The 25210-nt window shown below is 40.8% G+C and carries 23 protein-coding genes; 19 read left to right on the top strand and 4 right to left on the bottom strand.

Annotated features, from left to right (window positions below; all coding sequences use genetic code 11):
* The first annotated feature begins 42 nt into the window (after positions 1 to 42).
* The 7 genes from DW650_RS03485 (at position 43) to DW650_RS03455 (ending at position 4144) form a co-directional block, all read left to right on the top strand.
* Positions 43 to 843, top strand: coding sequence for a FlxA-like family protein (locus tag DW650_RS03485; protein WP_118209140.1), 801 nt, complete (start codon positions 43 to 45; stop codon positions 841 to 843).
* 21 nt (positions 844 to 864) lie between these two features.
* Positions 865 to 1620, top strand: coding sequence for a hypothetical protein (locus DW650_RS03480; RefSeq protein ID WP_227061396.1), 756 nt, complete (start codon positions 865 to 867; stop codon positions 1618 to 1620).
* 65 nt (positions 1621 to 1685) lie between these two features.
* Positions 1686 to 2282 (top strand): hypothetical protein, encoded by a 597-nt coding sequence (locus DW650_RS03475; RefSeq protein ID WP_006859435.1) that lies wholly within the window; start codon positions 1686 to 1688, stop codon positions 2280 to 2282.
* A gap of 27 nt (positions 2283 to 2309) precedes the next feature.
* Positions 2310 to 3068 (top strand): hypothetical protein, encoded by a 759-nt coding sequence (locus DW650_RS03470; protein WP_118209068.1) that lies wholly within the window; start codon positions 2310 to 2312, stop codon positions 3066 to 3068.
* Positions 3069 to 3101: 33 nt separating this feature from the next.
* The gene (locus tag DW650_RS03465) at positions 3102 to 3284 is read left to right on the top strand and encodes a hypothetical protein (protein ID WP_118209067.1); all 183 of its coding nucleotides are present in this window, start codon (positions 3102 to 3104) and stop codon (positions 3282 to 3284) included.
* A 37-nt stretch (positions 3285 to 3321) separates the two neighbouring features.
* Positions 3322 to 3534: a DUF6033 family protein gene (locus DW650_RS03460; RefSeq protein WP_199654186.1), complete on the top strand. Its 213-nt coding sequence runs from the start codon at positions 3322 to 3324 to the stop codon at positions 3532 to 3534.
* A 238-nt stretch (positions 3535 to 3772) separates the two neighbouring features.
* The gene (locus DW650_RS03455; protein WP_241070959.1) at positions 3773 to 4144 is read left to right on the top strand and encodes a DUF6033 family protein; all 372 of its coding nucleotides are present in this window, start codon (positions 3773 to 3775) and stop codon (positions 4142 to 4144) included.
* A gap of 279 nt (positions 4145 to 4423) precedes the next feature.
* Here the strand turns inward: DW650_RS03455 and DW650_RS03450 are convergent, their stop codons facing one another.
* A complete protein-coding gene (locus DW650_RS03450; protein ID WP_117918782.1) occupies positions 4424 to 5050 on the bottom strand; it encodes a DUF3879 family protein in 627 nt (208 codons plus the stop codon).
* Between the two features lie 305 nt (positions 5051 to 5355).
* Between DW650_RS03450 and DW650_RS03445 the strand changes: the two genes are divergently transcribed.
* Positions 5356 to 6714, top strand: a complete 1359-nt coding sequence (locus tag DW650_RS03445) for an ATP-binding protein (RefSeq protein WP_118209066.1) — start codon at positions 5356 to 5358, stop codon at positions 6712 to 6714.
* 118 nt (positions 6715 to 6832) lie between these two features.
* Here the strand turns inward: DW650_RS03445 and DW650_RS03440 are convergent, their stop codons facing one another.
* Positions 6833 to 7708 carry an AraC family transcriptional regulator gene (locus DW650_RS03440; protein ID WP_118209065.1) on the bottom strand — a complete coding sequence of 292 codons (876 nt, stop codon included), beginning with the start codon at positions 7706 to 7708 and terminating at the stop codon, positions 6833 to 6835.
* Between the two features lie 198 nt (positions 7709 to 7906).
* On the opposite strand from DW650_RS03440, the gene DW650_RS03435 reads away from it, so the two are divergent.
* Positions 7907 to 9661: an ABC transporter ATP-binding protein gene (locus tag DW650_RS03435; RefSeq protein WP_117918488.1), complete on the top strand. Its 1755-nt coding sequence runs from the start codon at positions 7907 to 7909 to the stop codon at positions 9659 to 9661.
* A 1-nt stretch (position 9662) separates the two neighbouring features.
* Entirely contained in the window at positions 9663 to 11447 is a 1785-nt protein-coding gene (locus DW650_RS03430; protein ID WP_118209064.1) for an ABC transporter ATP-binding protein, read from the top strand.
* Between the two features lie 166 nt (positions 11448 to 11613).
* Here DW650_RS03430 and DW650_RS03425 read toward each other — a convergent pair whose 3' ends face one another.
* Complete coding sequence (locus DW650_RS03425; RefSeq protein ID WP_118209063.1) at positions 11614 to 13167, bottom strand: response regulator transcription factor; 1554 nt, start codon at positions 13165 to 13167, stop codon at positions 11614 to 11616.
* Positions 13168 to 13336: 169 nt separating this feature from the next.
* Between DW650_RS03425 and yicI the strand changes: the two genes are divergently transcribed.
* From yicI to DW650_RS03380, 9 genes are all read left to right on the top strand, one after another.
* Positions 13337 to 15676 carry an alpha-xylosidase gene (yicI, locus tag DW650_RS03420; protein ID WP_118209062.1) on the top strand — a complete coding sequence of 780 codons (2340 nt, stop codon included), beginning with the start codon at positions 13337 to 13339 and terminating at the stop codon, positions 15674 to 15676.
* Entirely contained in the window at positions 15676 to 17853 is a 2178-nt protein-coding gene (locus DW650_RS03415; RefSeq protein WP_118209061.1) for a beta-glucosidase, read from the top strand. The genes yicI and DW650_RS03415 overlap by 1 nt, the downstream gene beginning before the upstream one ends.
* A 72-nt stretch (positions 17854 to 17925) precedes the next feature.
* Complete coding sequence (locus DW650_RS03410; protein ID WP_241070960.1) at positions 17926 to 20133, top strand: EAL domain-containing response regulator; 2208 nt, start codon at positions 17926 to 17928, stop codon at positions 20131 to 20133.
* 6 nt (positions 20134 to 20139) lie between these two features.
* The gene (locus tag DW650_RS03405) at positions 20140 to 20496 is read left to right on the top strand and encodes an Hpt domain-containing protein (protein WP_117918476.1); all 357 of its coding nucleotides are present in this window, start codon (positions 20140 to 20142) and stop codon (positions 20494 to 20496) included.
* Between the two features lie 5 nt (positions 20497 to 20501).
* Positions 20502 to 21188 carry a 4'-phosphopantetheinyl transferase family protein gene (locus DW650_RS03400; RefSeq protein WP_241070961.1) on the top strand — a complete coding sequence of 229 codons (687 nt, stop codon included), beginning with the start codon at positions 20502 to 20504 and terminating at the stop codon, positions 21186 to 21188.
* Positions 21189 to 21246: 58 nt separating this feature from the next.
* Entirely contained in the window at positions 21247 to 21750 is a 504-nt protein-coding gene (gene greA / locus DW650_RS03395; RefSeq protein ID WP_015560761.1) for a transcription elongation factor GreA, read from the top strand.
* 15 nt (positions 21751 to 21765) lie between these two features.
* Positions 21766 to 22638 (top strand): methylenetetrahydrofolate reductase [NAD(P)H], encoded by an 873-nt coding sequence (metF, locus tag DW650_RS03390; protein ID WP_006859631.1) that lies wholly within the window; start codon positions 21766 to 21768, stop codon positions 22636 to 22638.
* Between the two features lie 81 nt (positions 22639 to 22719).
* Positions 22720 to 23196 carry a hypothetical protein gene (locus tag DW650_RS03385; protein ID WP_022113237.1) on the top strand — a complete coding sequence of 159 codons (477 nt, stop codon included), beginning with the start codon at positions 22720 to 22722 and terminating at the stop codon, positions 23194 to 23196.
* A 75-nt stretch (positions 23197 to 23271) separates the two neighbouring features.
* Complete coding sequence (locus DW650_RS03380) at positions 23272 to 24111, top strand: DUF4300 family protein (protein WP_118209138.1); 840 nt, start codon at positions 23272 to 23274, stop codon at positions 24109 to 24111.
* 158 nt (positions 24112 to 24269) lie between these two features.
* Here the strand turns inward: DW650_RS03380 and DW650_RS03375 are convergent, their stop codons facing one another.
* Positions 24270 to 25178, bottom strand: a complete 909-nt coding sequence (locus tag DW650_RS03375) for a TlpA disulfide reductase family protein (RefSeq protein WP_118209059.1) — start codon at positions 25176 to 25178, stop codon at positions 24270 to 24272.
* Positions 25179 to 25210: the final 32 nt, after the last annotated feature.

Below are 25210 nucleotides of genomic sequence, written 5' to 3'. Positions count from 1 at the left end.
CATGGGGCTCGGATTTTGCTTCGCAAAACAAGGAGGATTAAAATGAGAATCAATGGATTTAGTGGGACAAATACGCAGACAGGAACAATGGGAATGATACAGGGGAATGATTCTGTAAGTAAAAATATTCAGAATCAGATTGCAAATGCACAGCAGAAGCTACAGGATTTATCTTCGAATGAAGAAATGTCATTAGAGGATAAGATGAAAAAGCGTCAGGAGATACAGCAGGAGATTAACAATCTCAATCAGCAGTTAAGACAGCACCAGATCGAGCAGAGAAATAAGCAGCAGAGTAAAAATTCGTCATCTATGGATGATATGGTGGCTGGAACAAGTAACACTTCTAAAAAGAAAGACACTGGATTGTCACAGGCAAGTATGCAGGCGATGATCTGTGCAGATTCTTCCATGAAACAGGCAAAGGTGCAGGGAAGTATGGCAACACAGATACAGGGACGTGCCAGTGTGCTTGAATCTGAAATCAAACAGGATGCCGGAAAAGGAAATACTGAGAAGAAGGAAGAAGAACTGGCAGAGCTGCAGGCAAAGGCACAGTCTGCGACAGCAGCACAGATGTCTACACTTGCAGATGCAAATAAATCAGTAGAAGAAGCTGCAAAAGCGGAGAACAGCAATACAGAAGACACTGCAACAAAGAACAATACTGATAAATCCGAGAAAACACAGGAATCTGCGGGGGCTGCGGCAGAGGAGACAGACAGCGTAAAGAATACGGATATCAAAGGGGAAACACAGGTGACAGTAGAAACACCGACTCTGGAAAATGCACAGAATGCAACACAGCAGGCAGTGTATACACCGATTGATATTCGTTTATAGTTGGTAAAGGAGAATGGTATTATGTCAGAGATTAAGAGTTTTAGTGATTACACAAGTAAATATAACAGCAATGTAGATTATTCCGCATTATTTGGAGGAACTTCCGACAGTTCATCCGTAGGAAACACCAATATGCTTTCTGATTATGCTGCGATTAAAAACGGAAGCTATGGAAAACTTATGAAAGCATATTATGCAAAGCAGGATGCAGAAAAATTATCGGGGAAAGGCGATACTTCACAGAAGCTTACACTGATGAAAACAAGTGCGGATTCCCTGAAAAAATCAGCAGATGCACTAAACGATGCGTCACTCTGGGAAAAAAAGAAAATAAAAAAGAAGGATGAAAAGACCGGGGAAGAAACAGAGGTAGAGGATTATGACTGGGATGCAATTACCAAAAAAGTGAAATCTTTTATTGATGATTATAATGATGTTGTTAAGGAGGCAGGAGAATCCAATACAAAAGATGTCCTTAGAAATGCTTCATGGATGACAGGCATGACAGACAAAACCAGTCATTTACTTTCTAAAATAGGTATTACCATAGGAAAGGGTAACAAGCTGGAGCTGGATGAAGATGAATTGAAGAAAGCAGATATCAGTTCATTGAAAACGGTTTTTACAGGTTACAATTCCTTTGCAGGCAAAACAGCCCAGAAAGCAACTGGTATATCAAATGCTGCGAACCGCGCAAGTGCGACTTATACAAACAATGGTACATATTCTAAAAAGGATTCCTCTCTAACGTCAAGTAAGATAGATAAGGAAGTATAGTATGTTAAGCCTAAATGACAAGAAGAAAAATCTTTTGTATTAATTTGTCGGGAAGGAGGAACCAGATGAGTTTTACAGTCAATTTATCCGGTGGAGGTTTACTGATAAATAGATTTAATAGTTCTAATATGTTGAAAAGTACACAGGAAAAATTGCAGCGACAGCAGGAACGGGATAATAAGGTGGCTTTTTTTGAAGCACAAAAAGAAAATTTGAAAAACCGAAAGGCTGACAGTTTGGAAGAAATCTCTGAAAAGCTGGAAATGTTTCATAATTATGAGGATGAAATTGCGGCAGCAAATCAGGAGTATAATAATTCACAGATGTTTCATGTCATGGACGAGGCAGAAGAACATGGCGAAAAGATTGCGGAAGCTGCTGAGAGGAATAAGCCTAAAACAGAAGAAGAACGAAAGGAAGAAATGGTGGATGAAGCTCTTGGAACAGAGGAAAACAAGGGCATGATGTCTGAAATCATGGACGAACTTTCGGAGACAACCGAAGAAATGACAGAGCAGATGACGGAAAAAACTGTGGAGAATATGGAAGAACTTCCAGACGAGGTTTTGCAGGAGCAGCTTGCTACAGATAGTTTAGAGGCAGCAGAAATGGTACAAACAGACACAATTAAAAGGTATGTGCCGATTGATATTAGAGTCTAATGGTATTTATCTGGGAAGGAAACAGCTATGAAGATTTACAATAATACAAATATTACATATTCTGCAATCGAACATAACAGCAGGAAAAATACAAAGCAAAATGTTCCGGCAGATTTAGAAAAGAAAATGACACAGTATACAGATACACTTTCCATTTCCAAAACAGGGCAGGAGAGCTTTCGACATTTATCTTCTGTCAGTTCTATGGATTATCAGAACCGTTTTGAGAAGGAAGTGACGGATATATTTGTCAAAGAAGATACAGAGAGTGTAAAAACTGATTCCTTTGAACATCATGTAAACAGAATGGCAGAAGCATATAACAAAATGAAAAACAGCATTGAAGAAAAATATGCGGAACAAGATTATGAGCCGGAGTATTATGTGACAGAATCGGGCAAAATTGAGGAATTAACCAAAGAAAAAGAACTGGATATGCTGAATCAGGCATATGAAAATCACAGTAATTTTATGGCAACTTCAACAGAAATCTGGTCAGAATTACAGGATTTTACCCCATCGGTAGTTTACCATAAAGGAAGTGAACAGACAGCAAATGAACAGAACATAGGTGAGAACCAGGAGAATACTGCAAGATCTAAAGAAAATGGGGTTATCCAAAATTCGGCATATCAGGCATTTTTATCCGCCATCCAGTCGGATAACCAGAAATTATCGCAGCAGTATTCGGGTGATTGGAAAGATTTAAGGCTAAATCTGAATGTATCAGATGGTGATCGGAAAATGCTTAATGGTATTTGGGATTATTATGCTAATAAAAGGTAATGAAAGCTTTGTAATACGAAAGGAGATGTTAGTATGGCAGTTACAGGTGTAAACAATTACTCTAATATTTACACAAATGCTTATACCGGTAATATACGGAAAAATAATGCTAAGGAAACCACAGAAAAGCAGGTTGTGGAGCAAACAGAAGATGTAAAGACAGGGACAACCCGAAAAACTGCAGCGGATGAACTTTCCTATCTTTCTAAAAAATGACAATTATAGTTTTGTATCAGCAAATTATAGTCCGGGGATGAAATATGGTAAATCAACTACCACGAATGTAGCGATTTTTCCTCAGTTTTTAACAAAAATGGCAAATGATTCAGACTTAGAAGATGAGTACATAAAAGAAATTGGTAACATGAAAAAAATAGATGAGCAGTTTGCAAAGCAACAAGCAGATATTGGATGGAGAGTTGAACAGGGATGGGCAATAGATAAAGATGGAAATATTAGTTCATGAGCAATAGGACATAAAGATTCAAAAGTAAAATCCTTTCTCCAGAATATGAGTGAAAAAGCCGAAGAAATCCTACAGAAGCAGTTGGAAAAAGCAAAGGATACAAAGGAAGAAAAAGAAGTATTCTCGATGAAAAAGCATAAAGAAGTTATAAAAAAGAACAAGGTTGATTTGAAGGTGTAAATAATCAGATTCGAAGTATTATGCAGAAAAAATGCATAGCATTGAGGGAGCCTTGCGTATGTCAGATGAAATCAATGCCCAGTTCGGATTTGAAAGAGTATTCGGTAAGACTAACGGCAATGCAGATACTGATACAAAAATTACAAAATTTGGCATCTCTTTTAATAGTGACGGAACTACAACATTCTATGCAGAGTTAGAAAAATCATCAGCCAGTCAGAAAGAATATCTTGAAAAAATTCAGGAAAAGAAAGCTGCTGAGAAGAAAGAGATAAAGAAAAAGGAACAATCCAAGCAAATCGAAGTAAGAAAAACTACGGTTCAGGCAAATTCAAAAGAAGAACTTTTGGATAAGATCAAAAACGTTGACTGGGATTCCATCAAGTCGGAGGAGAATAAAATCGGCGGAAGATTTGATTTTTCAGTTTAGTTTATTCAGATGAGAATAGAAGCAATTTCATAAAATCTTACATACACACTTGACAATATTCCGCCGAGCGCGGCGTCGGTGAAGGGGTTCGCACCTGTGGTGTGCCAACAGAGGTATCGCGGATGCACTCATGGAAAAAATGACACCTTTAATAATGAAGAATAGTGTACAGAAATAGCAAATGCTGTGAAATCAATGGTGTAAATATCAGAAATAAGGAAGCTAAAAGTTGGGCGGCAGATTAGTTAATAATTTGCCGCCTATATACATTTCTCTCCTTTATACCGATACATCAATAGAATTATGAACGAGTCTGTTACCATTTTGGACAAGTGTAGCTTCTACGGATTCTCTTGTGACATTATCAAGAATGCTTGCATCAAATGCTTGTCTGGGCTTCCAATTTGGATTGGCTGATTTTACTGCCGCATACATAGCAGCTCTATACTGTCCTTCATATTGTTCTAAAGTCCATGTACCACTTAAACGCTTATCTTTGCTGACGCTCAACTGATAATCTTTGAAAATATCGGAACGCTTTGTTGTGTCACCATTTGAAAGACCTTTTTCCTGAATAAATTCCCGCTTCACATTATCAAACATTTTTTGACGATGATCTTCGGATATATTTGTAAGTTTCTGCCATGATGTACCTTTTCCAGTAACATCCATACCTGCAACACCATTTGAATTTAATAAATCTCCGTCCGAATCAAACTGCTTCATCAGATTTTTAATAATCGTATCCCTTCCACCGAATATTTCATATATCATCTTTTCTTCCGGAGACATCATGGATTCATTTTCAATTACTCCAGATAACCAGCTTTTTTCTTTCAATGCCTTATACTGTTTACTATTTGTATTGATACTATTATAGGTATTACCTAAACCGTTAATATTCATTGACATATAAAAGCCTCCCTGCAAATAAATTCAAAATCCGTTTAGAATCAGTACTATATAATATATCATCGCAAATTCCAGAAAATTAATAACACAGTATATAATATAAAATGCTTTTCCCGATATAATTAGGTAAGATTTATGATTGGAAATGAGGAAAAGCATGAACATATGACTTTATAGAATGTGCGTATAATCATAAAAAATATGGTTATAATACTTGCGTATAATCAAAAAACAATTTATAATATGCGTATAATCATAAAATATAGAACAAATATATATGCGCATAATCTGGAGGAGCTATGATATTAAAAAGAAAAATATATAAAAAACTACTGGAATGGAAAAAGGAGTGTCAGGGGAAAAAAGCTTTACTGATAGAAGGTGCCAGACGTATTGGAAAGTCTACCATCTGCGAAGAATTTGGAAAAAGCGAATACAAAAGTTTTCTTCTGATTGACTTTGCTAAAAAAGATAAGGAAGTTGAGGGGTATTTTGAGAAATATCTGAATGATCTGGATACATTTTTTATGTTATTACAGACACATTTTGGAACAAAACTGACAGAGAGAAACTCTCTTATTATTTTTGATGAGGTGCAGATGTTTCCACAGGCAAGAGCAGCGATAAAATATTTAGTGGCAGATGGAAGATATGATTATATCGAAACTGGTTCATTGATATCTATCAGAGAAAATGTAAAGAACATCGTCATACCGTCAGAAGAAAGACATATCAATATGTATCCATTGGATTTTGAAGAATTTGCAATAGCATTAGAAGAAGATTTGCTGGTTGAATATATAAAAAAATGTTTTGAAAAAAGAGAACCTTTGGAAAGAAGTATGCATAATCAGGCAATGCTTTTGTTTCATCAGTATATGCTTGTTGGTGGGATGCCTATGCCTGTAGTAACATTTATTGAAAGCAAAAAAGATTTTACAGAAGTGGATAGAGAAAAAAGGGACATTCTTAAATTGTATCGGGAAGATATTATGAAAATAGATGCAAAGTATCGAAGTAAGGTACTTGCAATTTATGACCAGATTCCGGGATTTCTTTCACAGCATGAAAAAAGAGTTGTATTCAAAAAGCTGCAGGATGGTAGTTACGCAGACCAGTACGAAGAAACTTTTTTCTGGCTGTCGGATTCTATGATATCCAATGAGTGCTTTTTGTGTAATGATCCGAATGTTGGCTTATCATTAAATGAGACAAGAAGCTATGTAAAGTGTTATATGGGTGATACCGGACTTTTGGTAAGCCATGCATTTGATGAAAATGAATTACTTGAAGATGAAGTATATAAACAGATATTGGCAGGCAAATTACAGATTAATGAAGGAATGCTTTATGAAAATGCAATAGCTCAGATGCTGGTGGCAAATGGACATAAATTATATTTTTATACACACTATAATGAAAATAAGCATCGAAATGATATGGAAATAGATTTTATCATTTCCAATAACAGCAGATTAAAATATAAGATGTTTCCGATTGAAGTGAAGTCAGGAAAGCAATACAAAACGACCTCATTAAATAATTTCAGAGAAAAATACAAGGAGCGCATAGGGGAAAGTTATATTATTCATCCAGGAAATTTAATTGTAAAAGATGGAATTATATGCATTCCCCCATATATGACGATGAATATATAAAAATCTGACATACACACCAAGTTTTGGAGAGGATGGCATTATCAGTAAAAGATTCCAGAATGGCAAGGAACTGGAATTCGCAGGCTCGAAAGATTTCTGGAAAAAATTTTTAAATGAATCATAATAATTTACGGATCTTTGACGGCGGCATCCCAAACCGTTTTTTAAACAGCTTGCTGAAATGATAGACATCATCATAGCCGACTTCGGCTGCAACTTCCTGGATGCTGCCGTCAAAGCCGTTTTCCAACAATTCTTTTGCTTTTTCAAGGCGGATATTGATCAGGTGGCGGATCGGTGTATCGCCTGTCTCACTTTTAAAAATACGTGAGATATAAAAAGGACTTAAGTACATATTTTCTGCAATCTGATCTAAAGAAATCTTTTCACTGTAATGATCCTCAAAATAATTTACGATCTGGTCAACCACATATTTTTTGCTGGTAGATTCAAAAGAGCAGCCGGTATTGATTTTTACCGGTTCACTCTGTTCCCGCAGCAGCAGGATCAGCATCTGCATCAGATAACTTTTCAACATGATATAACGTCCGCTGCGGCAGACGTCATTTTCTACGCTCATGGCTGTGCAGATCTTAAACAGCTTCTGGCGCAGTTCGCCGGAGGTATGTAAAATAGGAGACTGTGTGGCTGGATCGGATGTCAGATCTTTTAAATGCAGCGGCAGATAATTTTCCGGGAAATCCCCAAAACGGACGTCACATAATCCAACAAAAAATTCCGTAGCCGGATTGGAAGGGTCTGTGCAGAGTGCCTGATGCTTCTGCCCTGGATTTAAAATAATGATATCGCCCTCGGAGATATCATACAAAGAGCCATTGATCCGGTATCTTCCGTGACCGGACAAAATAAAAGCCATCTCGATGAAATCATGGCTGTGATAGAGTTCCTCGTCTTTCAGACGGGTGCCTTTCCAGGTAAATAAAAAAGTAGGATTCAGTTGGTCAAGCAGTTCTTCCCGGTTGTCACAGCACATAGTAATCTCCATTTCTTTGTATAAGTCTGAAAAATTATTTTGTCAATCATGTCATAGTATATCACATTCCCCATCAGAAACCATCCCCTCCGGTGCAAAAAATAACATGAACGGTGCAAGATAGTACATTCCTTTTTACCCCAGAAGTACTATACTGAAAATCCGAAAGAAAAACAAAAAGGGAGTAGGAGGGTTATTATGACACCAATGAAATGGTTCTTTTCATTTCTGAAAAAGTACCGGGGACTGATGATAATTGGTATTTTACTGACCACAGCGGTATCTGTGTTATCGGTGGTCAATCCGTACATATCCGGGCAGATCGTGGATCAGGTCATAAGCGGGGGCAGATATGATAAGCTGATGCCGTTTATCGGCTGTCTGATCGGCGTTACGGTCGTGATGGGGATCTTACGTTTTCTGTTTCAGGTAGCATTTGAGACAGCGTCGCAGGGTGTTTTGTATGATATGAGGGATAAGGTTTACCGAAAACTTTTGGAAGAGGATTTTGCATTTTATAACAAGAAGCGTACCGGGGATCTGATGAGCCGGCAGACCGGAGATATGGATGCGATCCGTCATTTTGTGGCGTATGTGGTCTACATGGTTTATCAGAGTGTGCTGATGTTTGTGTTTGCGCTGCTTATGATCTTTACCGTCAATACAAAACTGGCACTTGCCATGCTTGTGGTACTGCCGTTTACTGCATTTGCAACTTATCGTCAGACAAAAGAGGTACGTCCGGCATTCAAGCGCAACCGTGACTGTTTTTCTTCACTCAATGCGTTTGTGCAGGAAAATGTCAGTGGAAACCGCGTGGTAAAAGCATTTGCAAAAGAAGATTTTGAGATTGAAAAATTTAATAAGGAAAATGATAAATTCCGTGCGGCACAGATTGATGCGTCAAAGATCTGGATGAAATATGTGCCGGTATTTGAGGTGCTTTCGTATGCACTGACGATCATTCTGATCCTATATGGCGGCTATATGGTGATTCAGGGAGAAATCACGTTAGGGCAGCTTGTTACCGTAAACGGATATTTATGGATGTTAAACAACCCGCTGCGTCAGGCAGGATGGCTGGTCAATGATATCAGCAATTTCACAACTTCCGTGGAGAAAATCTATGCGACCTACAGTGAGGAACCGCATGTAAAAACACCGGTATCCGGAGTGGTAAAGAAGCATTTGAAAGGTGAGATCGAGTTTAAAAATGTATCTTACCGTGCAGATGATGAAGACATTGTCATGGATGTCAATTTTAAGGTAAAACCGGGGCAGACCGTCGGTATTATCGGTTCTACCGGAGCCGGAAAATCAACGATCATGAATCTGCTCTGCCGGTTTTATGACACGACTTCGGGAGAGGTACTTGTGGATGGTGTGAATGTCCGCGACATGGATCTTTATAACCTGCGGGATAATATCGGTATGGCAATGCAGGATGTATTCCTTTTTTCGGACACGATCGAAGGGAATATTGCATACGGAAGACCATCCTGCTCCTTTGATGAGGTAAAACAGGCTGCAATCATGGCGGATGCCAATCATTTTATCGGGGCACTTCCGGATGGTTATGAAACAATTGTAGGTGAGCGTGGTGTCGGACTTTCCGGCGGACAGAAACAGCGTATTTCGCTTGCAAGGGCGTTGTTAAAAGATCCGTCAATTCTGATCCTGGATGATACGACGTCAGCGGTGGATATGGAGACGGAGAGTTATATCCAGAGCCAGTTGAAAAAACTGGATAACAAATGCACAATCTTTGTCATAGCATACCGTATTTCTTCCATCAAAGATGCAGATCTGATCCTTGTCATGGATAACGGACGTATCATTGAACAGGGAACCCATGAGGAATTGGTGGCAGCAGGCGGTTATTATGCGACAGCTTTCCATAACCAGTATGGTGAGATCCCACAGGAGATTTTAAGCGGAAAGGGGGAAAAATGAGATGGCAAGAAACAGATATGATATGGATGAAATATTAGAGGACAGCTTTGATGTAAACCAGCTCAAACGTCTGGCAGGCTATATTGCCCCATACAAAAAGAAGATGGCAGGCGTTATACTTTTAATGCTTTCTTCCTCGGCGCTTACCATGGCAATCCCGATCTTTTTTCAGAATGTCATGGATAACAGTATTCCGCAGAAAGATATGAGCTCCATTATCTTTTACAGCGCTGCAACATTGCTGATCGCACTTTATTCCGGTCTTTCCCTGCGGATCAAGATCAAGACCATGAGTGTGATCGGACAGGACATTGTGCATGATATCCGTTACGATATTTTCTGTCATCTGCAGGAACTCCCGTTTTCCTATTATGATGACAGACCACACGGAAAGATACAGGTGCGCGTGGTTAATTACGTGAACAGTTTAAGTGATCTTTTAAGCAATGGTATTGTCAATACATTTACAGATCTGTGCAATCTGATCTTCATTCTGATCTTCATGTTTGCATTAGATGTACGGCTGACATTAGTCTGCCTGTGCGGACTGCCGGTGCTTGTATTTGTGATCATCCTGATCAAGAAAAAACAGCGCAGGGCATGGCAGATCCAGAGCAATAAACAGTCAAACCTGAATGCTTATATTGCGGAAAGCATCAACGGAATCCGTGTGACACAGTCTTTTGTGAGGGAAAATGAAAATACAGGTATCTTCAACAACTTAAGTAAAAATTACCGGAAATCCTGGATGCGTGCGGTAATGTTTAATTTTACAATGGGACCGAGTGTTGATATTATCTCTACATTTACGACGGCATTGATCTATGTGCTGGGTGTCCGATGGATCTTAGCACCGGATATGACACTGACGGTCGGTGTGCTGATCGCATTTACCGCATATATCGGGCGTTTCTGGGCACCGATCAACACGCTAGCAGGATTTTATAATTCACTTTTGACAGCAATCTCTTATCTGGAGAGGATTTTTGAGACGATCGATGAGCCGGTTGGTGTCAAGGATGCACCGGATGCAATTCCGATGCCGGAAGTGGTGGGAGAAGTGAAATTTTCCCATGTGTCTTTTGGGTATGAACCGGGGCAGAAGATTCTGGAAGATATTAATTTTACGGCAGAACCGGGTGAAACTTATGCGATCGTCGGTCCGACCGGGGCAGGAAAATCCACGATCGTGAACCTCATCAGCCGTTTTTATAATGTAGATTCCGGAGTGATCACGATCGATGGCATTGATATCTCGAAGGTGACATTGCACTCCTTAAGAACCCAGATGGGGATCATGATGCAGGACAGCTTTATTTTTGCAGGAACGATCATGGATAATATCCGCTATGGCAACCGCAGTGCAACGGATGAGGAAGTGATCCGGGCAGCAAAAACAGTCTGTGCACATGATTTTATCATGGAGATGGAAAACGGTTATGAGACAGAAGTGAATGAAAGAGGAAGCAGGCTTTCTGCCGGTCAGCGACAGCTTATTTCCTTTGCAAGGGCACTGCTTGCAGATCCGAAGATCCTGATCTTAGATGAGGCGACTTCGAGCATTGATACCGAGACGGAACTGCTTTTGCAGAAAGGATTGAACGAACTTTTGAAGGGACGGACTTCTTTTATCATTGCACACAGACTTTCTACGATCAAAAATGCAGACTGCATCTTATATGTGGATAAAGGCGATATTTTAGAGCGTGGAAATCATGACGAACTGATGGAACAGAAGGGTGAGTATTATAAACTTTATATGTCACAGTATGATTTCTTAAAATGACAGGCAATGCGGTGCCATTTGCCAATCGAAAAACTTAAAGCCAGCGTTTGACACTCGGATCTTAAAAATAAAAACTGCCGCCTCACGGTGATATGCCCCCTTTTTCTGAACTTACAGAGAAAGGGGGACATCTATTCACCCGTAGGGCGGCAGTTTTTATGAAAATTTATTCATTTTTATGTTCTTTCCGGTATTCTGCCGGACTTTTTCCAACATATTTTTTGAATTTGATATGGAAATAATCGACATTCCGGTAGCCGACTTTTTCTGCGATCGCATAAACTTTTAACTCTGAGGAACAGAGGAGCTCCATCGAGTGTTTGATGCGGACATGGTCGACATAGGAGTTAAAGTTTTCGCCCATCTTTTTGCGGAAGATCTTTCCGAGATACGAGCTGTTGTAACCAAACAGCGGTGCAATATTTTCCAATGTGATATTGCTTGCATAATTGTGGTTGATGTAATGTAAGATATCATCCAGCACGCTTTCACGGGAAGAGTTGCCGATCGAGGACATGATCATTTCAAACTGTTCCGTGAAGAAAAGGATGATTTCATAGAGATAATATTTTTCTTCAATCAGCCGTATGATGTCTGCATTGCTTGGAAATGGGATATTTGCGCCATTATAAAGGCGGTTTGTCTGTTCTTTGATCTGCAGATAAAGGTCTGTCAGAAAAAGCCGTATGGAATCGATCGTATCGGCAGCATGGTAAAGCTCATTGGTAAGCTGTGTTAAGTTTTCCGCTAACATGTTGCGGTTGAATGCCTGAAGATATTCGAACAAACTGGTGGCATAACGGTTTAAAAAAGCATCGTTTAAGATCAGTTTTAAACTGTCTGGTTCCGGCAGCTCATCATAGCCGATGGTATGTTGTTCCTGTTCGCAGAAGAAGCGGCGCTCTAAGAGCTGTTTTGCCTGTATATAAGAAGTATGGACTTCTGAAAGCTCTGACACGCATGCACCGTATGTAATAAAAAGACTGTCGAGCGGCGAGTTCTCCTGAGGGCGGCTTTCCCTCTGGTAACGCTCTAAAAAATCATTAAATTTCTGGATCGCAAAAGTTCCTTTCAGCAAAATAACTTCCTGATACTGCAAGGTGATATTATCATAGGAATTATTATCCTGATTGGTCACACGTAAAAGATCTGAAAAGCGGTAGGAGGCATCTGCAGTGTTATGACTGTATTTCTCATAGATCACAACCTGGTAAGTGTCTGCTGTCAGATGCAGATCTGCAGCATTTACGTGGGAGAGATCGATTTCATTCGTTAAAAGATCCCGGATGATGGTTTCCCTTGCTTTTTCACGGTAATGCTCCCTTGTATTTGCAGTTGCAGTGTCTTTGTCTAAAGTTTCTTTGATCGAGCAAAGAATCTCTTCTAGTTCATCCTCGTCAATAGGTTTTGTCAGATAATACTGCACGCCATAACGGATGGCTTCCTGCGCATATTTGAAATCAGAATAGCCGCTTAAGATAATGACTTTTCCGGTAAAACCCTGTGCCCTTGCTTCACGGATGACATCAAGTCCGAGCATTCCCGGCATGCGGATATCTAAAAGAACAACATCCGGCTGTAAGGCAAGGAGCTGTTGATAAGCAGCCTCACCGTTAGCAGCTTCACCGGCGATCGTATAGCCGAGAGCCTCCCAGTCAAACAGACATTTGATACCTTCACGAATAATGGATTCGTCATCTGCGATTAAAACCCGATACATACTATAACCTTCCTGTTCCAGTGATAAAATAACTAAAAGTAAGTATAAATGTGAATGTTTTGTTTGTCAAATTTACGGAGTGTTTTATGTATAATTTAGAGGGTATTTTTTGTGGGGCAGGTATAGTAAGATGAGATAAAATGAGAAAACTACAGGGAGGATTTATCATATGAAATTCAGTAACGGATGCTGGCTGCAGAAAGAGCGTTGTGAGTGCTTTTCTCCGGCAGAGGTATATTTTTCAAAGATTGAGAAGGATCAGGTAACGATCTGTGCACCGACAAGCAAGATCACGCAGCGTGGAGATACGCTTGGAGGAATTAATCTTACCATCGTGATCTCAGCTCCATATGAGGAGGTTTTAAGAGTTCAGACTTATCATCATATGGGTGTGCAGAAGAAAGCACCATCCTTTGAGATCGCACCGGCAGAGAGCGGACATTTAAAGGCGGAAGAGAAAGCAGACAAATTGATTATTTCAAGCGGATCACTGCGTCTGGAGGTGCAGAAAGAGAATGGGGCACTGACTTTCTACCGCGGTGAGGAGAAAATCACGGCAAGCGGCTGGAGAGACCTTGCATATATGAAAACCGACTGGAAAGGTTTTGCTTATGACAAAGGACCGGAAGATGCTTATATGAGAGAGCAGTTATCTCTTTCCGTGGGTGAGCTGATCTATGGTCTTGGTGAACGTTTTTCCGCATTTGTAAAAAATGGACAGAGTGTGGATATCTGGAATGAAGATGGCGGTACTTCCACAGAGCAGTCTTATAAGAATATTCCGTTTTATATTTCAAACAAAGGATATGGTGTATTCGTAAATCATCCGGAGTGCGTTTCTTTTGAGGTTGCAACAGAGATGGTGACAAAAGTAGAGTTTTCCGTACCAGGCGAAAATCTTGATTACTTCCTGATCAACGGACCTACGATGAAAGAAGTGCTGATGCGTTATACAGATATCACCGGAAAACCATCGCTTCCGGCACCGTGGACTTTCGGACTCTGGCTGTCCACATCTTTTACGACCAACTATGATGAAAAGACAGTCAACAGTTTTGTCGATGGAATGTTTGACCGCAAGATTCCGTTATCAGTATTTCATTTTGACTGTTTCTGGATGAAAGATTTTAACTGGTGTGATTTTACCTGGGATTCAAGAGTTTTCCCGGATCCGGAGGGAATGCTAAAACGACTGAAAGCAAAAGGTTTAAAGATCTGTGTATGGATCAACAGCTATGTGGGACAAGAGTCCTCCATGTTCCAAGAAGGCGTTGAGGGTGGTTACTTCTTAAAACGTCCAAACGGCGATGTATGGCAGTGGGATATGTGGCAGCCGGGACTTGCCATTGTTGACTTTACCAATCCGGCAGCCTGCGAGTGGTATGGAAAAAAATTAGAGGCACTGCTTGATATGGGTGTGGACTGCTTTAAGACAGATTTTGGTGAGAGAATACCGACGGATGCTGTATATTATGACGGCTCTGATCCGGTTAAGATGCACAACTACTATACATACCTCTACAATAAAGTAGTATTTAACGTGTTAAAGAAGAAAAAAGGTGAAAAAGAGGCAATTCTTTTTGCACGTTCTGCAACTGCAGGCGGACAGAAGTTCCCGGTTCACTGGGGTGGTGACTGCTGGTCTGACTATGAATCCATGGAGGAGAGCCTTCGCGGTGGTCTGTCACTGACAAGTTCCGGCTTTGGATACTGGAGCCATGATATCGGAGGATTTGAGAGCACATCCACACCGGACGTCTATAAGAGATGGTGTGCTTTCGGACTTCTTTCTTCCCATTCAAGACTGCATGGATCTACTTCTTACCGTGTGCCGTGGGCATATGATGAAGAAGCAGTGGATGTGGTACGCTACTTTGCACAGCTTAAGGCATCTTTGATGCCATATCTGTACCGCAATGCGATCGAGACGTCCAAAACAGGTATTCCTATGATGCGCAGCATGGTACTTGAATTTACCGAAGATAAAAACTGTGCATATTTAGCAACACAGTACATGTTAGGTGATTCCCTGCTCGTTGCACCGATCTTCCGCGAGGACAGTATCGCAGAATATTACCTGCCGGAGGGAACATGGACATCCTTACTGACCGGAGAAGTCAAAGAGGGAGGTAAGTGGTACAAAGAGAAACATGGTTACTTAAGTATTCCTCTTTATGTCAAAGAGGGCAGTATTGTGGCTATGGGAGCAAGAAATGATAATGCAGTTTATGACTATGCAGATGGTGTGACATTCCGTGCATATGCATTAAAAGATGGCATCAAGGCAGAAACTGTCGTATATGGAACGGAAAATGAAAAAGAAGCATCTGCAAATGTTGTAAAGAACGGATCTTCTTATCAGATCGCGGTAGAGAGTAATAAGGCATCCAAAGTGGCATTGATGAACGTTGGCACTCCAAAGCAGGTAACCGGTGCATCCTATACACAGGATGGGGAAAATGTCATCGTAGCATTTGACGGTAACGGCAAGGCAGAGGTTGTATTTTAATGCAGGAAACATATATTGAACAGATTTTAAATGAACTGACTTTAGAAGAAAAGATCGGCATGATCCACGGTGCGGGGTTATTCCGCACCGAAGGGGTAAAGCAGCTTTCCATACCGCCGCTTTACATGTCAGATGGTCCAATGGGGGTGCGGGCAGAATTTGCAGACAATGAATGGCACAATATTGGAACGACGGAAGATTATGTGACCTATCTTCCATGTAACAGCGCCATCGCATCCACGTGGAACCGCAATCTGGCGAAAAAAGCAGGCAGGGTTTTAGGCGAAGAGGCAAGAGGCAGGGGTAAGGATGTGATCTTAGCTCCAGGTATTAATATCAAACGAAGCCCGCTCTGTGGAAGAAATTTTGAATATATGAGTGAAGATCCAAGACTCATCGAAGAACTGGTGGTTCCGATGATCGAGGGAATCCAGGAAAATGATGTGGCAGCATGTGTAAAACATTTTGCAGCAAATTCGCAGGAAACAGAAAGACTCTGGGTTGATACGATCGTTGATGAGTCTGCACTGGAAGAAATTTATTTTCCGGGATTTAAAGCAGCAGTACAAAAAGGACACACGCTTGCACTGATGGGAGCTTATAATCTGTTAAACGGCGAGCACTGCTGTATGAGTAAGTCCCTGCTTAATGAGAAGCTGCGGAAAGACTGGAAATTTGATGGAGTCGTGATCTCCGACTGGGGAGCGGTACACGATACGAAAATGGCAGCAGAATCCGGTCTGGATATTGAGATGGATGTCAAATATCAGTTCCATGAGCAGTACATGGCAGATCCGCTCTTAAAAGCTGTGAGAGATGGAGACATTGAGGAATCAATGGTTGATGAAAAGGTGCGTAATATTCTTCGGATGATGCTGCGTCTTAAGATGATCGGACCAGAGAAAAAGAACCGTAAAACCGGTGCATATAATACGGAAGAACACCGCAGGGCAGTGCTTGATGTGGCACGTGAGTCAATGATCCTGCTGAAAAATAAAGATCATGTACTGCCTCTTTGCACAGAATCCGGCTGCAGGGTTGCCGTGATCGGTGCAAATGCCGCAGCAATCCATTCGAATGGAGGCGGAAGTGCAGAGATCAAGGCATTGTATGAGATTTCGCCGCTCATGGGAATCAAAAAGCTGCTCGGCGGAAATGTCAATGTTTCCTACGCACCGGGATATGTGATCCCGGACAAAGAGGAAGCGTCTGAGATCAACTGGCAGGCGGCAAGTACAGAGAATGCCGGGGATACGGAAAATGAATGTACTGTAAGTGGAAGTACGCAGGGAAAACAGCAGAAAGCCACAGCGGATGCATATCACAAAAAACAGAAAGAAGCCTTAGAGGAAGCAGTTGCACTTGCAAAGGCGAGTGATATCGTTATTTTTGTGGGCGGATTGAATCACGATTTTGATGTGGAGGGACTCGACCGCACAGACATGAAGCTGCCTTACGGGCAGGATGCGGTGATAGAGGCTCTGTTAAAGGCTGCACCGGATATGGCAGTCTGCATGTATGCAGGGTCACCGGTTGAGATGCCATGGGCAGAAAATGCAAAAGCAATTCTCTGGAGTTATTATGCAGGTATGGAAGGCGGAACTGCGATAGCAGAGACTTTGTTTGGAAAGGTAAATCCGTCCGGAAAACTTGCGGAAACGTTTATCCGAGATGTGTCACAATGTCCGGCACATACGATCGGAACTTTTGGAAAGAAAGACCGTGTGGAATACCGGGAAGGGGTAATGGTTGGCTACCGTTATTATAATACAGAAAAAACAGATGTATTGTTTCCGTTTGGACACGGACTTTCCTATACAGATTTCGTTTATGATGATCTTAAAATCGCACAGCAGGAGAGTGAAAAACAGACTGTTAAGGTTTCATGTACTGTGAAAAATAAAGGTGTCCGGGAGGGTAAAGAAACGGTTCAGATTTATGTTGCACGGGAGCAGGAAAAAAACAGAATATTTCAGGAATTAAAAGCATTTGAAAAAGTGGAACTGGCTGCTGGTGAGGAAAAACAGATCTGTTTTACTTTGGATAAACAGGATTTTGCACATCATGATGTGCAAAAAAAGATGTTTTTGCCGGTGAGTGGGACTTATGAAATTCAGGTTGGAGCGTCATCGGCAGATATCCGTCTCAGTAAAAAAATCAATGTTATTTTTGAATAAGGATAAATTATGTCTATTGAAAAGAAACTCTGACTTTGCTATGATAAAGTCAGGGTTTTTTTGTGGATTTTTATGGGGCAGATAGGTGAGAGTATGGCTGAAAAGGGTAAGGTATTAATTGTAGATGACAAGCAGATCGAACGTGTCATGTTGAAAAAGATTCTGAGTGACACATACGAGGTTGTTGAAGCAGAGAATGTCAAAAAGGCATTTGAGATCCTTTATGAACGAAGCGAGGAGATAACTGCGGTGCTTTTGGATATCGTTATGCCGGAGTATGATGGTTATTATTTCTTAGAGCGATATTATAAAGCACAGATGTATCAGGCAATTCCTGTGGTCGTGCTGACGATGGAGATTGATATTGAAACAGAAGTCAGATGTCTTAGTATGGGGGCATGGGATTTTATACGGAAACCGTATAATGTGGATGTTGTCAGGTTTCGTTTGAAGAACGTGATCGGCAGCAGCAGTAAAAACATCAGCAAAGCGTTAAAGTACCGTGCGGAATATGATATTCTTACCGGCATCTACAATAAAACGAATATGTTTCAGGCAACATCTGCCATGTTAGAGCGATATCCGGACAGACATTTTGCATTTGTGCGGATGGATATTGAAAAGTTCCAGCTGATCAATTCATTTTTTGGAATGAGTGCCGGGGACGAGCTGTTAAAATATATTGCAGATCTTCTGATACGCGCAGTAAAAAACCGCAATGACATCACTTTCGGCAGGATGGATGCGGACATCTTCTGTTTTTGCATGTCCTATGAAAATACAAAAGAACTGGTGGAGAGTTTTGATAAGATGAGGGATATCTTGAGCAGATATCCGCTTGATTTTGATATTGTACCGATATTTGGTGTTTATCTGATCGCGGGGAAGAAAATAACACCAAACCATATGTATGACAGGGCAAACCTTGCTGCAAAACACTGTAAGGGTAATTATATCCGCAATTATGCATTTTATACACGGCAAATGAGTCAGGAGATCGAAAAGGAACAGCGTATCGTAAACAGTATGAAAAGCGCACTTGAAAATCATGAGTTTGTCGTTTATTACCAGCCGAAATACGGACTTAGCGATAATCAGATTGCAGGTGCAGAGGCGCTGGTGCGCTGGAAACATCCGGAACGGGGGATGATCTCGCCGGGAGAGTTTATACCGGTATTTGAACGGAACGGTTTTATCACAAAACTGGATTATTATGTGTGGGAACAGACCTGTATCCAGCTCAGAAGGTGGTTAGACGAGGGAAAACAGCCGCTTCCGATATCGGTAAATCTTTCAAGGATTAGTCTATATAATAAAGAAGTAGTGGAAGTGATCTGCGATCTGGTAGACAAATATCAGATTCCGCGCAGACTTTTTCAGGTAGAGCTGACAGAGAGTGCGTACAATACCAATCCAAAAGCGGTGCAGGAAATGATGCAGCGATTGCGGGAAGAGGGATTTTATATTCTGATGGACGATTTTGGAAGCGGATATTCTTCTTTAAATGTCTTAAAGGATATAGTGGTAGATGTTTTAAAGATGGATATGAAATTCTTTTCCGGGGATGATAAGGAAGGACGCGGAGAAAATATCATGGCTGCCGTGATACGTATGGCAAAATGGCTGAATATGCCGGTTGTGGCAGAAGGTGTCGAACGGATCGAGCAGGTGGAGTTTTTAAGAAGCATAGGATGTGAGTATGTACAGGGATATTATTTTGCAAAACCTATGCCGGTGGAAGAGTATGAAAAGCTGCAGTTTGACAGACCGCATTCACAGAGGGAGAAAGATACAGAACGGTTAGTTGATATAGATAGCCTGTGGATGCCGGCATCCCAGCTTGAAACCCTCTTTTTAAATGCAAAACAGGGGGTGGCTGTCTATGAGTACAGCAAAGATCAGATTGAGACCATTCGCGTAAATAATGCATATTATGAAATGTTTGGATATCAGGATATCAGCCAGAAAAAAGATATTTTCCAGGAAATTCCCAAACGGTATCATAAACGTGTTCTGGATGCATTTTCTCATACAGCAGATACCGGACATGAAACACAATGTGAGTTCTCAAAGAAAAATGAGGCAGGGGAAGAATTTTATATTTTTTTAAAACTATATGATGTTGGGATCGTAGGAAATAAACATATCATATATGGTGTATTTTTGAATGTGACAGAACCAAAACAACTGGAATGGGAATTAGAAAAATACAGACTGCTGTTATCCGGAAAGCGTAAATCCGGGGAGAGGGAACAGACAAAAGAACAATCGGAGGAATGATAGAAAATGAATGAGGTATTGGAAGGATTAAATGCGTGGGGATGCGACTTAGAAGGAGCTTTAGAGCGTTTTTTAGGGGATGAAAAATTATATCAAAGCTGTCTTCCGATGGTGGTAGAGGACGAGTCTTTTGATGGTTTGAAAGAGGCACTTGCAGCAGATGAGAGAAAAAAGGCATTTGACTGCGCACATACATTAAAGGGTGTATTTGCAAATATGGGTATTACCCCGATGTTTGAGACGGTTGTAAAAATCGTAGAGCCGCTTCGTGCTGGGAAAAATGATGGACTGATGCCGGTGTATGAGGAATTGCTGGATGAAAGGGAACATCTTAGAAGCATTATCCAGACAAAGGGAGAATAAGATACGTGAAGATTTATATGACAGATACGCTTCCATTGGAGGATGAAAAGATATTTTCGCAGATGCTGCCCTTTATTACAGAAGACCGGAAAAATAAAATCGTTCAATTAAAGAAAAAAGAAGACCGGTGCAGATCACTGGCAGCAGGGATACTGTTAGAGTATGCGTTGCGGGAATATGGAATCAGTCTGTTACCTGGGAAAATGCAGCAAATGGTTCTTACATTCGGAGAGAATGGAAAGCCGGTATTAAAAGAAAATATCGGCATATATTTCAACCTGTCACATTCGGGAAGATATGTGGCAGGTGTTTTTTCGGACAGTGAAGTGGGAATTGATGTGGAACAGATCCGGAAAGGACAGATGAAAGTGGCAGAACGTTTTTTCTGTCCGGAGGAATATCTGGCATTACAAAAGGGAAAAATGAAAAAAGCAGACTGTTATTTTACAGAGTTATGGACAAGAAAAGAAAGTTATATCAAAGCGGTTGGAAAAGGGATAGCATTGGATCTTGCATCGTTTTGTGTACTGCAGGATCAGGTTAAATTTTTAAAAGCGGGGCAGACGGGAGAATGGTATCTGCAAAGCTATGATCCCGCAAGTGGATATATATTGTCAGTATGTGCGAAAAAATGTACAAAATGCGAAATTCAATGGATCAGTAAAGAGATGTTTACACAGAAATTTATTTGACGGAAAACTGGAAAGAATTTATAATAATCGCTGAAATGACAAGTAAGGAGGAAGATTCATGTACGACGAATTGACCGAACAGGATATAAAAAAAATGGAAGAAGAGATCGAGTACCGGAAACTCGTGGTTCGCAAAGAGGCCTTAGAGGCAGTGAAGGAGGCAAGAGCGCAGGGAGACTTAAGTGAGAATTTCGAGTACCATGCGGCAAAGAAAGATAAGAACCAGAATGAGAGCCGTATCCGCTATTTAGAGAGAATGATCAAAACAGCAAAAGTGATTTCAACGGATTCTGCAGAGGATGAAGTTGGTATGAATAATACGGTAACGGTTTATTTTGAGGAGGACGACGAGGAAGAGGTTTATAAGATCGTGACAACAGTCCGCGGTAATTCTTTAAAAAATTTAATCAGCAATGAGTCACCGCTTGGAAAGGCATTGCTTGGACATAAGGTTGGTGACCGCGTGGAAGTGGCTGTCAATGAGAATTATTCTTATTATGTCGTAATACGGAAGATCGAGAATACCGTGGATGACGGTTCCGATAAAATAAGACGCTTTTAGCAGAAAGAGGGATTTATGAGACTTACAGAATTATTAAATACAGAGAATGTAACGATTTCCTGTGAACTGTTCCCGCCGAAACAGGGTGCACAGTTAGACAACTACAAAAAGATCGTCGGCGATATGGCAGCGTTAAAACCGGCATATATGAGTGTCACTTATGGTGCAACCGGCGGAACTTCTGATTATACGGTAGAACTTGCAAATGAAGTGCGAAATGTGAATCATATTCCGGCACTGGCACATCTCACCTGTGCATCTTCGACTAAGGAGAAAGTTGCCTCTGTGATTCAGGAGTTAAAAGAAAAGCAGATTGAAAATGTACTTGCACTGCGCGGAGATATCCCGCAGAACGCGGATTTCCCGCTGCCAAATCAGTATAAACATGCAAGTGAGCTGATCTATGATATCAAATCACAGGGAGATTTCTGTATCGGCGGAGCCTGCTATCCGGAAGGACATCCTGAGTCACAGACATTAGAGGAAGATCTGATCCATCTGAAAGAAAAAGTGGATGCCGGATGTGAGTTCCTCACAACACAGATGTTTTTTGACAATAATATTCTTTATAACTTTATGTACAAAGCACTAAAACATGGAATCGATGTTCCGGTTGTGGCAGGAATCATGCCGATCACTAACGCAAATCAGGTAAAACGGAGCATTGCATTGTCGGGAAGTTTGGTGCCACGCCGTTTCCTTGCAATCGTCGACCGCTTTGGCAGTGACCCGGCTGCTATGAAACAGGCAGGTATCGCCTATGCGACAGACCAGATCATCGATCTGATCGCAAACGGTGTCAACCATGTACATATTTATACGATGAACAAACCGGATGTTGCAGGAGCGATTCTTGAGAACCTTTCGGATATTTATGTGAGGGACTAGTACGGCTATTTGTTTCCGGGCAAAATATATAGCTTTTATGAAAAAAATAATATCATTAGCTGCTTAGAAATGGAGATTAATATGAAAAAACAGGAAGAAATTTTCCATGAGATCCAGGATATGATGGGAGAGACAAAAGAGGGAAGAATCCGCTGGAGTGTAGAGGTTCAGACTACGGAGGCAAATCCGGTAGAAGAAAAACCCGTTGAGCATGAAGATGGATTGGATTGGACGATTGATGAGTGTTATGTTTCTTATTATTGCAAATACAAAGGAAAAGATTTCTGTCTGATCACTTATGAAATGTTAAAGACTGCAAACAGCAGCACAGGAGAGCAGAAAGTAAAATCCAGCAATATGGTATTTTTACCACCACTTGGGATGCGTTTTTTTGATATTCATGCGCTGCTGCCATACAGCATAGAGGTATCGAATGTATTACTTGATGCAATACACCGTCTCTGGGTAATGCTGCTTGATATGTATAAAGTGGACAAGGGCAGTATCTATTTGAATGTAAGACCCGGAACACTCACGATCGAGGATGAAAAGAATTGACAGGAACGATTTTTACGTCATGATCATTTAGGGGAGAAGAGGTAATATCTGTTGAAAAAACAAACCAAAACAGCCATGAAGCTGTCTGTTATTGCTATGATTGTGTCTGCATTTATGATGCTGGCAGCCTGCACAGAAACAGTGCAGAAACAAAAGATACCTAGTGCAACATATATGGGAGGGAACAATACGATTACTGAGATCTGTAAAGAACTTGACTCTGCGGGAGCTGCTCATGTAGATATATTTCGGGAATGGGCGGTTGATTTTGCAGATTCCGCAGGAAAAAATGCGAAGCTGGAAGATACATGGTCAGATCCTGGGAAAATGAAAGCGGATATCGGTAAATGTATGGATGGCTGGGAACAGAATCATGATTATTCAGATGCGGACTGTAGAATGACAGCTTTTCTCCTGTTAGATGGGGTGATCCATTCAGAATTAACGGAAGATCATTATGAGGGAACCTATCTGATGTTTGACACAGAAGCGATAGATAATGTGGACAGATATGAAATCATAAAAGAGAACAAAGACATGTTTACCACACTTTATGGTGAAAAGAGTGTTACGGATGACAGACATCCGGAATCTGCATTTTGCGACAGCTGGAAAGAATATGGATTTCAAATAGATAATGACAGAATATCACTTCTTAGTATCGTAATATATGATCCATATACGGATGCTGTTTTTGTAGGTCATACTGGTATCCTGATAAAGTATAGTGATTATTATTTGTTTGTAGAAAAGATTGCATTTGAACAGCCATATCAGGCAACTAAGGTGCAGACGATTGATGAACTGCTCGATATCTTGTCCTTAAGACCGGAATATTTTGGAGAAGAGGGAGAACCCGGACCATTTGTTTATCATAATGGAGATTATATTGGAACGTTAAAGAGAACGACTTAAGAAAGCATAAGGAGAATTCAGATAAAAAGAAAGCTATACCGGTAATGGGAGAGACTTTCAGATACCTGCCGGGAGGTATCTGAAAGTCCGGGAGTGAATGAAAATAGAACCGTTGGGTATGATGTGCCGGTTATGTACAAAAGAGTATCATAAAAGGGTTATTTATTTGAGCTGTCTGCATCGATTACAGATTGGATCTGTTTCATCAGAGCATCATAGTTATCCTGATTATCGATTCCACCGAGCATCGGATCACCCACGATGTTACCATTTCTGTCGACGAGTATTGTGGTAGGAAATGCCATGATATTGGAGGCATATTTGCCTGCATCTGAAGATGAATCAATAGAAAGATTGCGGTATTTAGCACCTTGGCTTTCAAGAACAGAGGCAGCTTCTTTGATAGCCGATTCATTTCCATCGAAGGTTTCTGTGTTGATGCCGACTACTTCTCCTCCCATTGCCCTGACTGCATCATTTAATTCATTCAGTTTGGATAACTCAGCAACACAGGGTTTGCAGCCGGTAAACCAGAAATTGATGACAGTTACTGCATTTTCGGAAAAAAGACTTTCGTCAACAGAATTACCATCGAAATCCTGACCTGAGAAATTTTTGAATGGTGATGCATCTTCAGAATTAGTATTCTGCCCATTTTTATCGGATTCTGTAGTTTCTTTTTCAATTTCTGCGATCTGTTCTTCGATTTTTCGTATGGTTTCAATATCATCAGTAAGTGTTTTGAATTCGTCATCAGTAAAAGAATCTTTGTTTGATTCAGCGGTATCAGCCAGATAATCAGCATAATTTCCGTTTGAATCTGCAGTGTTTTTATTCATCAGACCAAATAATTTGTCCCATATATCTTTATGCTCTGCAAAGATCCGGTTCTCCTGCTGATATAAATCATCCAATTTCGTGTTGGAATTGTCCGCAGATGCCGTGCTGTCTTCAGCCGTGGTATTCTGTGGTTCTGTGGTGCTTACAGTTCCTTTTCCGCTGCAGGATGTAAGCAGCAGTGCGATGCTGAGTGTGACAACTGAAATAAATGTAATTTTTGTTTTCATGGATAATTGCTCCTTTTTTAAATTGTAATAAG

This window comes from Roseburia sp. AM23-20 (genome assembly GCF_003470905.1).
In the GTDB taxonomy this organism is placed as follows: Bacteria; Bacillota; Clostridia; order Lachnospirales; family Lachnospiraceae; genus Roseburia; species Roseburia rectibacter.
Note: the sequence above shows the minus strand (reverse complement) of the source record. Positions and strands in the feature narration are given on the sequence as shown.

Excerpts from the sequence above, each read along its gene's own strand:
- DW650_RS03485 (WP_118209140.1), top strand. The coding sequence starts at position 43 with ATGAGAATCAATGGATTTAGTGGGACAAATACGCAGACAGGAACAATG.
- DW650_RS03480 (WP_227061396.1), top strand. The coding sequence starts at position 865 with ATGTCAGAGATTAAGAGTTTTAGTGATTACACAAGTAAATATAACAGC.
- DW650_RS03475 (WP_006859435.1), top strand. The coding sequence starts at position 1,686 with ATGAGTTTTACAGTCAATTTATCCGGTGGAGGTTTACTGATAAATAGA.
- DW650_RS03470 (WP_118209068.1), top strand. The coding sequence starts at position 2,310 with ATGAAGATTTACAATAATACAAATATTACATATTCTGCAATCGAACAT.
- DW650_RS03465 (WP_118209067.1), top strand. The coding sequence starts at position 3,102 with ATGGCAGTTACAGGTGTAAACAATTACTCTAATATTTACACAAATGCT.
- DW650_RS03460 (WP_199654186.1), top strand. The coding sequence starts at position 3,322 with ATGAAATATGGTAAATCAACTACCACGAATGTAGCGATTTTTCCTCAG.
- DW650_RS03455 (WP_241070959.1), top strand. The coding sequence starts at position 3,773 with ATGTCAGATGAAATCAATGCCCAGTTCGGATTTGAAAGAGTATTCGGT.
- DW650_RS03450 (WP_117918782.1), bottom strand. The coding sequence starts at position 5,050 with ATGAATATTAACGGTTTAGGTAATACCTATAATAGTATCAATACAAAT.
- DW650_RS03445 (WP_118209066.1), top strand. The coding sequence starts at position 5,356 with ATGATATTAAAAAGAAAAATATATAAAAAACTACTGGAATGGAAAAAG.
- DW650_RS03440 (WP_118209065.1), bottom strand. The coding sequence starts at position 7,708 with ATGTGCTGTGACAACCGGGAAGAACTGCTTGACCAACTGAATCCTACT.
- DW650_RS03435 (WP_117918488.1), top strand. The coding sequence starts at position 7,907 with ATGACACCAATGAAATGGTTCTTTTCATTTCTGAAAAAGTACCGGGGA.
- DW650_RS03430 (WP_118209064.1), top strand. The coding sequence starts at position 9,663 with ATGGCAAGAAACAGATATGATATGGATGAAATATTAGAGGACAGCTTT.
- DW650_RS03425 (WP_118209063.1), bottom strand. The coding sequence starts at position 13,167 with ATGTATCGGGTTTTAATCGCAGATGACGAATCCATTATTCGTGAAGGT.
- yicI (WP_118209062.1), top strand. The coding sequence starts at position 13,337 with ATGAAATTCAGTAACGGATGCTGGCTGCAGAAAGAGCGTTGTGAGTGC.
- DW650_RS03415 (WP_118209061.1), top strand. The coding sequence starts at position 15,676 with ATGCAGGAAACATATATTGAACAGATTTTAAATGAACTGACTTTAGAA.
- DW650_RS03410 (WP_241070960.1), top strand. The coding sequence starts at position 17,926 with ATGGGGCAGATAGGTGAGAGTATGGCTGAAAAGGGTAAGGTATTAATT.
- DW650_RS03405 (WP_117918476.1), top strand. The coding sequence starts at position 20,140 with ATGAATGAGGTATTGGAAGGATTAAATGCGTGGGGATGCGACTTAGAA.
- greA (WP_015560761.1), top strand. The coding sequence starts at position 21,247 with ATGTACGACGAATTGACCGAACAGGATATAAAAAAAATGGAAGAAGAG.
- metF (WP_006859631.1), top strand. The coding sequence starts at position 21,766 with ATGAGACTTACAGAATTATTAAATACAGAGAATGTAACGATTTCCTGT.
- DW650_RS03385 (WP_022113237.1), top strand. The coding sequence starts at position 22,720 with ATGAAAAAACAGGAAGAAATTTTCCATGAGATCCAGGATATGATGGGA.
- DW650_RS03380 (WP_118209138.1), top strand. The coding sequence starts at position 23,272 with ATGAAGCTGTCTGTTATTGCTATGATTGTGTCTGCATTTATGATGCTG.
- DW650_RS03375 (WP_118209059.1), bottom strand. The coding sequence starts at position 25,178 with ATGAAAACAAAAATTACATTTATTTCAGTTGTCACACTCAGCATCGCA.